The sequence below is a fragment of the Kribbella sp. NPDC050470 genome, assembly GCF_044458365.1.
GTDB lineage: Bacteria > Actinomycetota > Actinomycetes > Propionibacteriales > Kribbellaceae > Kribbella.
In genome coordinates, this window is the sequence record NZ_JBITHV010000004.1 from 596,013 (window position 1) to 610,386 (window position 14,374).

The following is a 14,374-nucleotide window of genomic DNA, read 5'->3' on the forward strand; positions in this document are numbered from 1 at the left end:
CGCTGATCGAGAAGGAGCCCCGAATGTCCGTTGACCTGCACACTTCGGCTGTTCTGCAGACGCCCGCCGCCGACCGGGACGCGGCGGTGGCGCACTTCGCCGGGCGGCTCGCGTTCGAGGCGGACGTGTCGGACGTGGCCGCCGACATCGGGGCCGGTGTGACCGGGTGGGTGCTGGTCGACAGCCGGAGCCAGGAGAGCTGGGACCAGGGTCACGTGCCCGGCGCGATCCACCTGCCGACCCGGGAGATCGCTGCCCGGGCGGCGTCCGTCGTACCCGCGGGGGTCACTGTGGTGACGTACTGCTGGGGGCCTGGGTGCAACGGTGCGACGAAGGCGGCGCTGGAGTTCGCGAAGCTCGGCTACCCGGTCAAGGAGATGATCGGCGGCTTCGAGTACTGGGCCCGCGAAGGCCTCCCGGTGGAGACCGCCGCGGGGATCGAACGCCGGGCCGCCGACCCGCTCACCGCGCCGCTGGGGATCGCCTGCGCCTGCTGAGACTCAGAGGTTGGCGAGGTAGTCGGCGTTGCCGCGGATGGCCGCCTCGTAGCGCTTGATCTCAGGCGTGCCGAGGCGGTCGGCGATGACCAGGAGCAGGGTGGCGAGCGCCTTGTCCTTGTGGCCGGCCGCGTGCAGGGTGAGCGACTTGAACACCCGCAGCGAGTCGGACTCGGGGAACTCGGCGCATGCGGCCTTGAAGATGTCCAGGGACTCGTCGAAGCGGCCGAGGTTCCGCAACGTGCTGCCGTACTGCAGCAGGCACTTGCGCCGGGTCTCGCCGGTCAGCCCGGGCAGCGCGCGCTCGTAGTAGACGACCGCCTGCTCCTCCTGCCCGTCCGTGTCGTACGACCCGCCGACCTCGTACAACACGTACGGGTTGTCCGGGTGCTCTTTCAGCAGGTTCACGAAGAAGTCGATCGTCGGCTGCATGTTCGCCCGGTCCCGCCGGTTGAACGCCTCCTCGATCGTCGCCGCCAGTTCGGGCGTCAGATCGGTGTGCACACCTCCATCATGCCAACTACTTGGTGGGGCGTTGCTGCCACGGCCAGGCGCCGGAGATCTCCACCTCGAGGGCGAAGCTGAGGACGGTGCGGATGACCACGATCAGGCCGAGGACCAGCACGCTCTCGACGGAGGTGTCGACGATGATCGTGCGGACGATGTCGCCGACGATCAGGATCTCCAGGCCGAGCAGGATCACCCGGCCGAGGTTGACCCGCAGTTGCTGGTAGCTGCCGGCGCCCTTGCGCAGGACGTCGTACGCGTAGCGGATCAGGCAGACGGCGAGGCCGATGGCCATGATGACCACGCCGATGCCCTCGATCACCCGGGCGACATCGGCGAACACCGCCTCGAACTCCACCCTCCAGGAGTACCAGTCAGGCCGCGGTCTCGGTGGTCGCCTCGCCGGGGCGGATGTTCTGGTTCAGGTGGAAGACGTTGGCCGGGTCGTACGCCGTCTTCAGCGCGGTCAGCCGGGCCAGCTTGGCCGGCGGGAACGCGCGGTTGATCGGGTCGCCGTTCAGCGTGTTCAGGTAGGCGCCACTCGCGTACGGTGCCAGTCCGGCGGCGTACTCGCGGACCCGGGCGATCCGGGTCGCGTCCTCGGCCGGGTCCTCCCAGCGGGTCGCGGTGACGAACTCGAACAGCGTGTCCCGGTGGCTGAAGGCCGCGTCCTCGTCCGGCACGTCGGCGATCGCACCGCCGTACGCCTGCAGGCTCGCGGACACACCCGGGGTGTTCAGCAGCGCGCGAATCGCGTCGTCGGGCAGCGACTTGAAGTAGTGGCCCTTCCAGTAGCGCCGGTAGCGGTGCCCCTGCACGTTGTCGTCGCGGCTCTGCAGCGTCAGGTACGACATCTCCTCGACGTGCTCGTCGGCGACGGGACCGAGCGCGCGGAGGGCCGGCAGCAGCTGGTACCCACCCTCGCCGATCCACACGTAGCCGACCGTCACGCCGTCCGGAGTGATGTTCGCGGTGAAGGTCGCCTGCCGCGGCGCGGTCGCGTTGAGCTCCCGCCATCCGCGCAGTACGTCGAACCCGGCAGCCATCGGATAGCTGAACTCGGCCACCAGTGCCCGGGTCCCGACCTGGTGCAGCCGGAACTCGAACGACGTGACGATGCCGAAGTTCCCGCCGCCACCACGCAACCCCCAGAACAGCTCCGGGTTCTCGTCCGCACTCGCCCGAATCACCGAGCCGTCCGCGGTGACCAGCTCGTACGACGCCACGTTGTCGCACGCCAGGCCGAACTGCCGGGCCAGCCAGCCCATCCCGCCGCCGAGCGTGAGCCCGCCGACGCCGGTGTGCGAGACGTTCCCCGCGGTCGTCGCCAGACCGAACCTCTGCGCCGCCTTGTCCAGCTCACCCAGCAACGCCCCGCCCTGAACCCAGGCCAGCTGCCGGTCCGGATCGACCCGGACAGCGTTCATCGGCGTCAGGTCGATCATCAGCCCACCATCCGGTACGGCGTGGCCGGCGATGCTGTGGCCGCCGCAGCGGACCCCGATCTCCAGCCCTGCCTCCCGGGCGAACCGGACCGCGGCGGCGACGTCGGCAGTGTCGTGGCAGCGCGCGATCGCGGCCGGGTAGCGGTCGATCATCGCGTTCCAGACGCTCCGGGCCTCGTCGTAGCCGGCGTCGCCGTTCTGCAGCAGCGTGGTCATCGTTCCCCTCCTGGATTCTGGTCTTTGCATCACCCTGACAGCGCAGCGGTACTCCGATAAGGTCCAGTTGTGTGAGCCGAAACAGGACCAGTTCCGGCGCCGGTGAGCTGCTGGTCGAGCTCCGGCGGGACGCCGGGGTGCCGCTGCACCAGCAGCTGGAGAAGGCGATCCGGGACCGGATCCGGCAGGGCCTGATGCGCGCGGACACGGTGATGCCGTCGACCCGCGCGCTCGCTCAGGACCTCGGTCTGTCCCGCGGCGTCGTGGTCGAGGCGTACCAGCAGCTGGTCGCCGAGGGATACTTGATCAGCCGGGGCGGCGGTTACACCCAGGTCGCCGACATCGCCGTCGTCGAGGCCTCCGCGATCCAGGCGCCGGCCGGCGGTCCGCCGCGGATCGACTTCAAGTACAGCCGGCCAGACGTCTCCCAGTTCCCGCGGGCCGCCTGGTTGCGCTCGCTGCGCAAGGTGCTGAACGAAGCCCCGCACCTGAGCTTCGCCTACCTCGACGGCCGTGGCGCCCTCGAGCTCCGGCATGCGCTCGCCGACTACCTGAACCGAGTGCGAGGTACGGCCGCCCGGCCCGAGAACATGCTGATCAGCAACGGCTTCGCCCAGGGCTCACGACTGCTGCTGCATGTCCTCGCGAAACAGGGTTACCACCGGCTGGCGCTCGAGGACCCGTCCGACAACGAGCTGCGGGACGTCGCGAAGGCGGCTGGGCTCGAGGTGGTCGGCGTACCGGTGCTGGAGTCGGGGATCGATGTCGACGCACTCGATCAGTCCGGGGCGGACGTCGTACTGGTGACGGCGGCACACCAGTTCCCGACCGGGGCGGTGGCGTCGGCGGAGACGCGGGCTGCGCTGGTCGCGTGGGCGGCGCGGCGGGACGCGCTGATCGTCGAGGACGACTACGACGCGGAGTACCGGTACGACCGGGAGCCGATCGGCGCGATCCAGGGTCTGGCGCCCGACCGGGTCGCGTACGCCGGGACCGCGAGCAAGACGCTGGCGCCGGGGCTCCGGCTCGGCTGGCTGGTCCTGCCGGACCGGTTGGTCGAGGACATGACGGCCGCGAAGCTGGTCGACGATCGCGGCTCGCCGGTGCTGGAGCAGTTGGCGTTCGCGGACTTCGTCGCCCGGGGTGAGTTCGACCGGCACCTGCGGCGGATGCGGCCGCGGTACCGGCTGCTTCGGGACACGCTCGTCGACCGGTTGGCCGAGCGGTTGCCGGAGCTTGTCCCGGTCGGCATCTCGGCCGGCCTGCACGTCATGACCTGGTTGCCGGACGGGTTGCCGGAGCAGGCTGTGATGGCGGCCGCGCTGGAGCGAGGCGTCGGGGTCTACGGACTGGCGCCGTACTGGATGGCGGGTGCCGGGCCGGCCGGGCTGGTGTTCGGGTACGGCGGCCTGACCGCGAAGGCTGTTGCCGAGGGCATCGACGTGCTGGCGGACGCGGTCGCCGGACTGGATGAATAACTATCCATTCGCTTGCAAGTTGATTCGGCTGCTCCTACGCTGTGTGGAGTGATCAGCGCAGCTCGCATCGACAGTCTGATGAACCAAGGGTGGCCCGCTGAGGCCAAGACCGAGCTGGACGGCTGGGTGATCCGACGCAACGGCGGCGTGACCCTGCGAGCGAACTCCGTGCTGCCCACGAGTCCGCCGTTCGACCTCGGCAAGGCCTTGGACTACGTGGAAACCCTGTACGAGGCGCACGGCATCACGCCGTCCTTCCACGTCAGCCCGGCGGCGCAGCCGGCCGACCTGGACGCCCAGCTGGAGGCCCGCGGCTACTCGGTTCGGAATCCGACGCTGGTGCAGTGTGCCGAGGTGGCCGACGTGCTCGACCGGTTGCCCGATGTGCCGGGCGATGTGAATATTTCTGCGGCGCCGGACGACGACTGGATGGACTTCTGGTGGTCGATCGACGGCCGCGGCGGGGACGCCGGGAAGCAGGCGACGGCGCGAGGCATCTTGAACCGCGGCCCGGCGTTGTACGCCGTGGTGCCGTCGACCGGCCCGATCACGGCGATCGGCCGGCTCGCGCTGGTCGGCAACTGGGCCGGGTTGTACTGCCTCGCCGTCGACGAGCGCTTCCGCCGGCAGGGGCTCGCGCTCGCGGTGATCCGCGCGTTGTTGCAGGAGGCAACGACTCGCGGAGTCCGGTACGTCTACCTGCAGGTCGTGGCGGACAACGAGCCGGCCCGGGCCCTGTACGAACGCCTGGGCTTCCGGACCGTCTCGCAGTACCACTACCGGGTCAAAGCGTGAGCTTCTCCAGGTGATCCAGGACGACGAACTCCGCGCCGGCGGTCTCGACCGCGGTGCGGAGCTTCGTCAGGTCGGCCCAGGGCACGGACGGCTTGTCCAGCGGCTGGTCGAAGTCGTCCCAGTGGGTGGCGACGACCTTCCGGACCGGCTTGATCGTGCGGAGCAGGCGGTCGGTGATCCCGGGCTCGCCGCCGGGGGCGGCGAAGACGACGTCCACCTGCAGGTCGCGGAGCGCGTTCGGGTCGAAGTTCGCCGTACTCAGGCTGAGGATGCGGACGCCGCCGATCGTGATCACGTACGCGAGCGTGCCGCCCTCGAGCAGGTCCTCGATCACCCGCGGGCGCGGCGGGACGCCGTCGAGCCGGTAGCCCGGGTAGGCGTAGGTGTGATGCCGTCCGCTGCACGAGTGCAGGGACGGGAAGACCTCGATCGTGAAGCCCTCGAACGGGAGGTACTCGCCGCCGCGCACCGGTGACAGCAGGCCGGCCGGGGTGCGCATGGCCTTGAGCATGTTGACGTGCGACTGGGTGCCGAGGACGGTCGCCTGGGTCTTCTCGGCGACGTACGGCACGTCGGCCATGTGGTCGTAGTGGCCGTGGTGCACCAGGATCGCGTCGGCCGTGGAGATGTAGCGGTCGATCACGTCCGGCTTGATCACGAGCTTGGTCTTGGGGTCCGCGCCCTCGGGCGTGAACGTGCCGGTCTTGAACCGGGTGATCCACGGATCGGTCAGCACGACGTGCTTGCCCCAGCGGATCTGCCAGGCGTGGGTGCCGAGCCAGGTGAGCTCCACCCCGGCTTCCTCCTGTGTGGCGCTCGCCGGCACCTCGCCTGCTGCCGCCTGCGCAGTCGCTTCCGCACCCGTCGCGGCGTCGCTGCGGGTCGTCAAGCCGGCGACCCCGGCGACTCCGGCCGCGCCGGCCGCGGCCGCCCCCGTGATGATCCCTCTGCGACTTACCTTCACGCTCTCTCCTCTCGCCGGAACCGAGTCCTCAGTCAAGGCGAGGCAGCCGGAGGGTGTCGAATATGCTCTTAGGCATGCTCCGATTGCCTGGTGATATCGCCGCAGGTCAGCTGGGTCATGCTGACTGAACGGCATCTGCAGATCTTCATCGCGCTGGCCGAAGAGCAGCACTTCGGCGACGCTGCACGCGTGGTCGGCATCACCCAGCCGCCGCTGTCCCAGGGGCTTCGGCGGCTGGAGGCGCTGGTCGGTGCGAAGCTGTTCGAGCGCGGCCAGGGCCGGGTCGAGCTGACGCCCGCGGGCGCGGCGTTGCTGCCGTACGCGCGGCGTGCGCTGACGTCGATCGAGGAGCTGCACCAAGCTGCGGTCGCGCGGGATCCGGAGGGGCCGGAGATCCGGCTCGGCTTGGCGCCGGAGGTTCCGCCGGGTGCTGGTGCCGCGGTGGCTGCGGCGTGTGGTGCTGCGATTCCGGGCAGCCGGGTGACGGTGGTTTCGGCGCCGACCAGCTCGTTGGTCGGCCAGGTGTCCGCGGGTCGGCTGACGCTGGCCGTCGTACTGCATCCCGCCGTGCTGGATGGGCTCGAGGCCGGTCCGGTGACGCTGGTGCCGACGTGGGCGTTGGCGCCGGTGTCGGTGCTGCCGGACGACGGTGGCGAGGTGAAGCTGCGGCAGCTGGGCGGGTTGCCGGTGGCGGTCCGGCCGCGGGCGGAGGCGCCGGCGGCTCGGGACTTGTTCCTGGACACGTTGGAGTTGCATCGGCCCGATGGCGGGACGGTCGTGGTGACCGACGAGCGGGCCGGGTTGGCGATGGCCGCGGCGGGTCAGGCGATCGTGGTGACAGCGGATCCTACGCTGACCGCGCCGGGCGTCGGGCGTCATCTGATTGTCGACAATCCACTTCCGCTGCGGTTGCGATTGGTGTGGGCGAGGACGCGTACGCCGTTCCTGCGGCCCGCTGACGTGATGGCTCGGCTGACGGACGCGCTGGTGGTGTCGTGAACGGGCGGATCCGGGCGGTGTTCACGGACGCGGGCGTGCGTGGCTGGTTGCATGCGGTCGCGTTGGAGGCGCCGGAGTCGACGGTCGAGGTCGACGCGGACGGCGTCGTACCGATGGCGTCGGTGTACAAGCTGCCGTTGCTGGCCGGGTTCTGCCGGCTGGTGGATCTCGGGGAGCTCGATCCGCTGTCGAAGGTGACCTTGGCTCCGGCCGATCGGACGCCTGGGCCGACCGGGCTGTCGGCGCTGGCGGATCCGGTGACGATGTCACTGCGCGATCTGGCGTTCTCGATGATGACGGTGTCGGACAACGCCGCGGCCGATGCGCTGCTGGGGTTGGTCGGGTTGCGGCGGCTGGCCGAGCTGCTGGAGTCGTTCGGCCTGCAACGGACCTGGGTACGGCGGGGGACCGAGGGGAGCCTGCGCGATCTGCAGCGGCGGACCGGGCTGAACGATCCGGATGCCGCACTCGCCGTACTGGCTGACAACGACCGGACCGATCCGGACGGGGTCTACGAGGCGGCGACCGCGTCCGCGAGCAGTCCGCGCGACATGACGTTGCTGCTGCGGCGGTTGTGGGCGGGGGAGTTGCTGTCGGATACGCAGACAGACTTCGTGAAGGCGACGATGCATCGGCAGGTCTTCCAGCACCGGATGGCGTCCGGCTTCCCGCACGACGGTGTACGCGTCGCCGGGAAGACCGGAACGTTCGGTGCACTGCGCCACGAGGTCGGTGTGGTCACGCTGCCCGGCGGGGCCGCCTTCGCGATCGCCATCTACACGCTCGCGGCCCGCGGCGACTTCCGCCAACCTCGTGTCGACGCTGCGATCGGCGAGGCCGCTCGCCTCGCGGTGGACTTGTTGCGCTGAGCGCTGTGGGACACCGCCGCCAGCGGATCTGGCCGGGCAGATCGACAGGAGGTGTCGCGCGCAGACGGCGTGACGCACGCTCAGTTGACCGGGCCTGTAGCCGTAGTGGGTCTATACGTCCTGTCGATCTGCACACCCACACAAGCCTTGGGTCAGATGACCGCGTACGCCTCCACCTCGAGGAGCGCCTCAGGCTTGAACAACGCCACCACCTGCACCGCCGTACTGGCCGGCGGGTTGCTGGTGTCGACGTACTCGTCCCGCGCGGCGCGGATGGCCGGCAGGTACCCGATGTCGGTCACGTAGAAGTTCAGCTTCACCACGTCCTTGAACGTGGCCCCGGCCGCCTTCAGACAAGCATCCAGATTCGCGAACACCTGCCGGGCCTGCGCCGCCGCATCCCCGACTCCCACAAAGTTGCCCTCAGCATCCAACGCCACCTGCCCCGCAATCGCCACCCACTGCCCCGCCCCGGTCACCACATGGCTGTACCCATTCCCCGCCGCAACCCCCTCCGGCCTCGGATAAGAAAACTCGCTCAAGACACCCTCCCAGTCGTAGTCGACCCATTCTTACCCTGGTGCCAATCGGTCCGCGAAGAAGTTTCCGACCGCTTGCTGCATTTGGTGGTCGAAGCGGTGGGGGCCGGGAAGGAAGTGGGCTTGGTAGGTGCCGGGGCCGTAGTGGAAGTGTTCGGTGAGCTCGCGGTCGGCGGCGAGCATGCCTTGGGGTGGGAAGAGGTCGTCGTCCTCGGCGTAGACGACGAGCTGGTGGTGGCGGGCCCGGCCGGCGGTGAGGGACGGGTGGTCGACGTGCCGGGCCAGGCCGGGCGTGGTGAACAGCCAGGAATGGGCGTCGAAGTACGCCGGGAGCAGTGCGTCGAACGTGGTCATCATGCAGACGATCGCGGACGCCTTGATGCCCGGGTCGAGTGCGGTGAGGGTCGCCGAGCGGCCGCCGCCGCCCGAGAAGCCGAAGACGCCGATCCGGTCCGCGTCCACCTCGTCGAGCCCACGCAACACGTTGAGCGCGACGAGGTCGTCGTACGCGACCATCCCGGCGAACGACGTCCCGAGCAGCCCGGCCGCCTTCGCGATCGAGTGCTCGTGGTGGCTCGCGGCGACGTCGTACCACTCGTCGTCAGCAGGGGAGTGGTCCGCGGCCAGCCAGGCGGCTTCGTACGTCGCCATCACGTCGCGCAACCGCCACGGCAGCGGATCGAGCCCGAAGCGCCGGGATCCCCAGGCGAACGTGTCGTGACACAGTACGACGAAACCCGCGCGGGCCAACGCGTTCGCGACGGCTCGGCCCTCGTACAGCTCCTGGCGCAGCCGGATCGCGCCGGCGCTGGGCTCAGGAGTCTCGACAAGCCGCTCGGCGCCGCTCGCCTTCACGCCCGCGTGGCAGTGCAATCCGAGCACACCGGGTGCTGACGATGCGTTGAGCGGGCGCAGGAGCCAGGCCCGAGTCGGCGGGCCGAACGGGTTGTTCCACTCGAGGACGCTCCCGCGGACATTGTCCGATTGCCAATCGTCGACAATCCGCACGGCCGGCGGCTCACCTGGCGCCGGCACGCCAAGCAGCTCGGCGACCCGAGTGGTGAGTTCGTCCCCGGTCAGCGGGGAGGCGTCCCGGACGAAGCCCGGCCAGTCCTCGTAACCGCCCAGCGCACTCGGTCTCAACCCTTCACCGCTCCCGCCGACAGGCCCTGGACCAGGAACTTCTGCACATAGGCGAAGACAAGCACAACGGGTACGACGGCCACCACGCCACCCGCCGCCAGCGCACCGAAGTCGACGCTGTACTCACCCAGCATGTAGCTCAGCCCGACCGGGATCGTGAACTGGTCCTGGTCGTTGAGGAACATCAGCGCGAAGAGGAAGTTGTTCCACGAACCGATGAAGGCGAACGAGCTGATCGCCACCATCCCGGGCCGCAGCAACGGCAGCACCACGGTGAGGAACCCGCGCAACCGGCCGCACCCGTCCACCCAGGACGCCTCCTCGAGCTCGATCGGGATGTTCCGGATGAACCCGGCCATCATGATCAGCGACAGCGGCAGCCCGAACACGGTGTCCGCGACGACGATGCTCCACGGCGTGTTGATCAGCCCGATGGTGCGGAAGATGTCGAACAGCGGGATCAGCATCATCGCGCCCGGGATGAACTGCGTGCACAGCGTCATCACCATGAACGCGCCGCGGCCGCGGAACCGGAACCGGGCCAGCGCGTAGCCGCCGAGCAGTGAGAGCACCGTCGTGCCGAAGAGCGTGAACAGCGCGATGATCACGGAGTTCTTGAAGAAGACCGCGAAGCCGGCGCCGTTCCACACGGTCGCGTAGTGCTCGAAGGTGATCGGCCACGGGACGACGGAGGTCGATCCGGCCGGCCGCAGGCTGAACAGCAGGATCCAGTAGAAGGGGACCAGGGTGAAGAGCAGATAGAGCGCGAGCGGGGCGTAGATCATCCACCGCGGAGCTTGGCGATTGTTCGGCTTCCTACGATCGGATTGTCGACGATCGACAGCCGCAGTCCGCTGCGCCGGCGCCTCGAGAACAGTAGTCATGCTTGGTCCTCCCGGCCGACGCGTGACAGTTTCAGGTAGGCGATCGAGAAGATCGCGAGGATCAGGAACGCCGACACGGTCAGCGCGGAGCCGTAGCCGAACTCCTTCGCGTCGACCGCCATCCGGGCGACGTACAGCGGCAACGTCATCGTCGCGTTGCCCGGGCCGCCGCCGGTCAGCGTGTAGAGCAGGTCGACATTGTTGAACTCCCACACCGCCCGGAGCAGGGTCGACAGCACGATCGCGTTGCGAAGATGCGGCAGCGTCACCGACCAGAACCGTTGCAGCCGTCCCGCGCCGTCGACCTCCGCAGCCTCGTAGAGATCCTGCGAGATCGTCTGCAGATCGGCGAGCAGCAGGATCGCGAAGAACGGCACCCCACGCCACAACTCGGCGAGTACGGCGGCCCAGAAGGCCGACGTACCTTCGATCAACGGGCTCTCGCCGTAGCTGCCGATGCCGATGTCGGCCAGGTACCGGGAGAACCCGGTGGTCGGGCTGTAGATCAGCAGCCAGATCGTCGTCGTCAGCACGCCGGCCACCGCCCACGGCGAGAACACCAGCGACCTCGCCAGGCTGCGGCCGCGGAACGTCTCGTTGATGACGAGCGCCAGGCCGAGCCCCAGCACGAGCTGGAGCCCGACCTCGACGACGACCCACTGGGTGGTGAAGCGCAGCGAGTCCCAGAACATCTGGTCGTTCAGCATGTTCCGGTAGTTCTCGAAACCGATGAAGCCGTTGCTGCGCGGCTTGGTGACGTTGTACTTGAACAGCGAGTAGTACACGACACTGCCGATGGGGTAGAGCAGGAAGATCGCGACGAGCACCAGCGTCGGCGCCAGCAACGCGTACGGCGTCCAGCGCTCTCTCGGTCGCCGCCGGACCGGGGTGTCCGGCGGCGCCGGATCAGCCTGCAGAACTGCCATCGTGGAATCTCCTCGTTGTCGCGGGGTTCAGTCGTCGTCGACCGGCTGCCAGCCGTCGGATCCGGCCAACCAGGCGGATCGATTCGCCGCGGCGGCCTCTTCTGAGGTCAGTTGCGGCCGCCCATCACCGGTCCCGGCGCCCGGCCCGGTGTTGCGGTACTCGGCGAACCGCGCATCCCGCCATGACCAGCCGCTCATGTCCGTCCAGGCCGGCGTGCCGATGTGGGCGCCCAGCCAGGAGTCCCGTACGACGACACGCGGGTCGGCTCCGGGATCGCCGCTGGGATGCCACGGCCGGCCGAGGAAGACGGTGCCTGCAGCGGCGTCGGACTCGAAGCGGCTGTGCTCGATCAGGTAGCCGTGCGGGTTGGTGTCGACTGTCGCCGCGGCGGTTACGTAGCCGTTGACCGATTGGCCGCGGTCCACCGACCGGATCGTGCTGTCGGTGATGACCGCCGTACCCCGGCCGTAGATGAAATCGACGTCGCCCTGGATCAGCGAGTCGGTGATCCAGGTCCGGGCGATCGCCTCCCGGTTCGGGGTGTCGAGCAGCAGCGTGTCCTGGTTGCCGAGGACGCGGACGTTGTCCAGCCGGATCCGGTCGCCGGCGGTGCGCAGGGCGATCGCCTGGCTGGGGAAGTTCGCCTGCTCGTCCCAGCCGTTCTCGACGGTCAGGTCCTCGATCGTGACGTCGTCGCCGAGGATGCCGAGCGTGGCGGACCCGGTGTGGCCGAAGGTGCCGCCGTAGAACTTCTCCTGGCCGGCGGCGAGGTCGTAGGTGAGGACGACGTCGGCCGGGTTGCCGGTCGCGCCGCGGATGGTCAGGCCGTCCTGGAAGGCCCAGACCCGGACGACCTCGCGGTAGACGCCCGGCTGCACGACGATCGTGACCGGGCCCTTGCCGCCCACGGTGGCCACGGCCGCGCCGATGCTGCCGAAGTCGCCGGTGCCGTCGAGCGCCACGGTCACCGTGCGGCCGTAGGTGCGGTCCTTCGTCGTCGGCCCGGCGTACTTGTCGACGAGGCTCGGCACGGTGCTCGCGGCGTCCGGGATCGAGGCGTAGTACGTCGCCGGGTCGAACGCCGTACCGACGTTGTCGCGACGGCCGCGGATCGCATTGAAGACATTGTTCTTGTTGACAATCTGCGAGGCCGGATCCTTGGCGACGACCGGGTCCTCGCCGTCGGAGTAGTAGTTGCTCTCGGCTACGACCTTGGCGGCGCCGCGGGACATCGTGCCGTACTGGCCGATGCCGCGGAACCAGTTGTTGTAGACGTGCGCGGCCTCGACGTTGTCGATACTCGCGTTGCGCTGGTAGGTGTTCGAGAACCAGTTGTGGTGCATCGTGATCTTGGTGATCACGTTCGTGGTCCAGCCGACGCCGACGGTCTTGTTGTGCGCGCTGAACACGTTCCACGACAGCGTCACGTAGTCGGAGTCCTTGCGGACGTCGACCAGGCCGTCACCGAGTCGCTCGAACGTGACGTGGTCGATCCACACGTGGTGCGCGGTGTCGAGCCGGATCCCGTCGTTGTCGTTCTCCGGCGACTTGCCGTCCCAGTCGCCGGGGATGTAGGAGTCGCGGATCCGCAGGTTGCGGACGATGACGTTGTGCGTGCCGTTCAGGAACAGGCCGCCGCCGACGAGCTCGGCCACAGTTCCGGCGCCGACGATGGTCTTGTGCGAGGCGACCGGAACCTGGGTGCCGAAGGGGATCCGCAGGCTGCCGCGCACGACGATCACGAGCGGTTCCGCGGCTCCGGCGTACCGGGTCAGTTCCTCGGCGGTGCCGGCGACCACGATCCGGCCGCCGAGCCCGCCGGTGGTGCCGTCGGGGAGCCCGGTGGTCGGGATCGAGGCCATGCCGGTTGCCTTCGACGACCAGACCGGGCCGTCGGTGGTCGTGGTGGCCGGGGCGTTCATCAGCTGGAGCAGTTGCTTGTCCTGGTCCAGCCGGCCCGCACCCGCCCCCGCGCCGACCAGGGCGGGCACGCTCGGCGCGGGGTCGATCCGCAGGTGCGGGCCGGAGCTTCCGGACACCGTCGGCAGCAGCTGGTCGTCGGGGTGTGCCGCGTTGTAGGCGTCGAGTACGGCGGTGGGCCGGCCGTTGACCCAGTTGCCGGACTCGGTGATACCGGTGCCGCCCCAGTCGTAGATGACGCGCTCGGGCGTGACGCCCTGGAACCAGTTGCTACGGGCAATGATCGAGGACTCGACGCCGACGCCCCAGGAGTACTGGTAGCGGTCCGGGTTCGTGACCTTGTAGAGGTTGTTGTAGACGTGGGCCTGGCCGAAGCGCACCCGCGGGCCGCGCTGGACCAGGTCGGTGAGCTCGTTGTGGTGCATGGTCACGCGCAGCTTGCCGCGGTCGGCGACGACGCCGTCGCCGTTGCCCCAGAGCAGTGACTTGTCGTGGCCCTTGAGCTTGTTCCAGGAGATCGTGACCAGGTCGGCCTGGCGGACCACGTCGAGCAGACCGTCGTGCCGGAGGAACGGTTCGCCGAAGTACTTCGGCTGCTCGGTGTCGACGGTCTCGCCGTCGTCCAGAGTCAGGTGGTCCAGCCAGACGTGGGTCGAGCGGCTGACCACCACGTTGTCCCACTCGGTCTTCCAGGTCTCACCGTTCCAGCCCGGGTAACAGTCGTACGCGTCGGAGATCCGCAGGTTGCGGACAATCACGTTGTCGACCGACTCGATGTTGACGACGAAGCCGGTCAACTGGGCGTCGCTGAGCCCGATCAGCGTGGTGTTGGCGCCGACGTTCAGCTTGACCCGCTCGGCTTGCTTGGCCGACGACGCTTTCCGTGCCTCCTCCATCGGCCCGGTCGCCGGGCCACTCCACCGCACCGGGTCGTAGGCGTGCAGGTAGCCGGCGAGACTGTACGGCGCGACGTCGTACTCGTGGCACGCGATCGCCCGTCCGTCGTCGGTCGTGTTGGCGTCGAGCTTCCCGACAACCTGCACGATCTTCGGCTCATCCCCACCCACAGCAGCCCGCAGCTCAGCCGCCGTCCGCACTTGCACGACCCGCTGAGCCGAAGCCCCACCCGTAGTACCGCTTCCTTCAGAACCCCACCCATCACCAGGCGGGAGGGTTTGTCGGGACGCGTCG

Annotated in this window: 14 protein-coding genes; 5 read left to right on the plus strand and 9 right to left on the minus strand. The window is 69.1% G+C overall.

Translation table 11 applies throughout. The features are described 5' to 3' along the window. The first annotated feature begins 23 nt into the window (after positions 1-23). The gene (locus ACIBGM_RS14840) at positions 24-497 is read left to right on the plus strand and encodes a rhodanese-like domain-containing protein (RefSeq protein ID WP_360518421.1); all 474 of its coding nucleotides are present in this window, start codon (positions 24-26) and stop codon (positions 495-497) included. Between the two features lie 3 nt (positions 498-500). Here ACIBGM_RS14840 and ACIBGM_RS14845 read toward each other — a convergent pair whose 3' ends face one another. Genes ACIBGM_RS14845 through ACIBGM_RS14855 form a run of 3 tightly spaced genes read right to left on the minus strand, consistent with a single transcriptional unit; the run spans position 501 to position 2,665 of the window. Further along, entirely contained in the window at positions 501-1,001 is a 501-nt protein-coding gene (locus ACIBGM_RS14845) for a tetratricopeptide repeat protein (protein WP_360518424.1), read from the minus strand. A gap of 16 nt (positions 1,002-1,017) precedes the next feature. Continuing rightward, on the minus strand, positions 1,018-1,362 hold the full coding sequence (locus ACIBGM_RS14850) for a DUF1622 domain-containing protein (protein ID WP_396385761.1): 345 nt from the start codon (positions 1,360-1,362) through the stop codon (positions 1,018-1,020). Between the two features lie 16 nt (positions 1,363-1,378). Next, positions 1,379-2,665: an FAD-binding oxidoreductase gene (locus ACIBGM_RS14855; protein WP_396385762.1), complete on the minus strand. Its 1,287-nt coding sequence runs from the start codon at positions 2,663-2,665 to the stop codon at positions 1,379-1,381. A gap of 71 nt (positions 2,666-2,736) precedes the next feature. On the opposite strand from ACIBGM_RS14855, the gene ACIBGM_RS14860 reads away from it, so the two are divergent. Continuing rightward, positions 2,737-4,143, plus strand: coding sequence for a PLP-dependent aminotransferase family protein (locus ACIBGM_RS14860; RefSeq protein WP_396385763.1), 1,407 nt, complete (start codon positions 2,737-2,739; stop codon positions 4,141-4,143). 48 nt (positions 4,144-4,191) lie between these two features. After that, entirely contained in the window at positions 4,192-4,938 is a 747-nt protein-coding gene (locus ACIBGM_RS14865; protein WP_396385764.1) for a GNAT family N-acetyltransferase, read from the plus strand. Here the strand turns inward: ACIBGM_RS14865 and ACIBGM_RS14870 are convergent. After that, positions 4,928-5,902, minus strand: a complete 975-nt coding sequence (locus ACIBGM_RS14870) for an MBL fold metallo-hydrolase (RefSeq protein ID WP_396385765.1) — start codon at positions 5,900-5,902, stop codon at positions 4,928-4,930. The two genes, ACIBGM_RS14865 and ACIBGM_RS14870, sit on opposite strands and share 11 nt — an antisense overlap. 117 nt (positions 5,903-6,019) lie before the next feature. On the opposite strand from ACIBGM_RS14870, the gene ACIBGM_RS14875 reads away from it, so the two are divergent. After that, complete coding sequence (locus ACIBGM_RS14875; RefSeq protein ID WP_396385766.1) at positions 6,020-6,901, plus strand: LysR family transcriptional regulator; 882 nt, start codon at positions 6,020-6,022, stop codon at positions 6,899-6,901. Next, positions 6,898-7,770 (plus strand): serine hydrolase, encoded by an 873-nt coding sequence (locus tag ACIBGM_RS14880; RefSeq protein ID WP_396385767.1) that lies wholly within the window; start codon positions 6,898-6,900, stop codon positions 7,768-7,770. The genes ACIBGM_RS14875 and ACIBGM_RS14880 overlap by 4 nt, the downstream gene beginning before the upstream one ends. 152 nt (positions 7,771-7,922) lie before the next feature. On the opposite strand, the gene ACIBGM_RS14885 is transcribed toward ACIBGM_RS14880, so the two are convergent. The 5 genes from ACIBGM_RS14885 to ACIBGM_RS14905 form a co-directional block, all read right to left on the minus strand. After that, positions 7,923-8,312 carry a RidA family protein gene (locus ACIBGM_RS14885; protein WP_396385768.1) on the minus strand — a complete coding sequence of 130 codons (390 nt, stop codon included), beginning with the start codon at positions 8,310-8,312 and terminating at the stop codon, positions 7,923-7,925. A 30-nt stretch (positions 8,313-8,342) separates the two neighbouring features. Continuing rightward, positions 8,343-9,452, minus strand: a complete 1,110-nt coding sequence (locus ACIBGM_RS14890) for a hypothetical protein (protein ID WP_396385770.1) — start codon at positions 9,450-9,452, stop codon at positions 8,343-8,345. After that, a complete protein-coding gene (locus tag ACIBGM_RS14895; protein ID WP_396359329.1) occupies positions 9,449-10,237 on the minus strand; it encodes a carbohydrate ABC transporter permease in 789 nt (262 codons plus the stop codon). Before ACIBGM_RS14895 ends, ACIBGM_RS14890 begins: the two co-directional genes overlap by 4 nt. A gap of 95 nt (positions 10,238-10,332) precedes the next feature. Continuing rightward, a complete protein-coding gene (locus ACIBGM_RS14900; RefSeq protein WP_360518454.1) occupies positions 10,333-11,262 on the minus strand; it encodes a sugar ABC transporter permease in 930 nt (309 codons plus the stop codon). A gap of 27 nt (positions 11,263-11,289) precedes the next feature. Beyond that, the gene (locus ACIBGM_RS14905) at positions 11,290-14,280 is read right to left on the minus strand and encodes a pectinesterase family protein (protein ID WP_396385771.1); all 2,991 of its coding nucleotides are present in this window, start codon (positions 14,278-14,280) and stop codon (positions 11,290-11,292) included. Positions 14,281-14,374 lie beyond the last annotated feature (94 nt).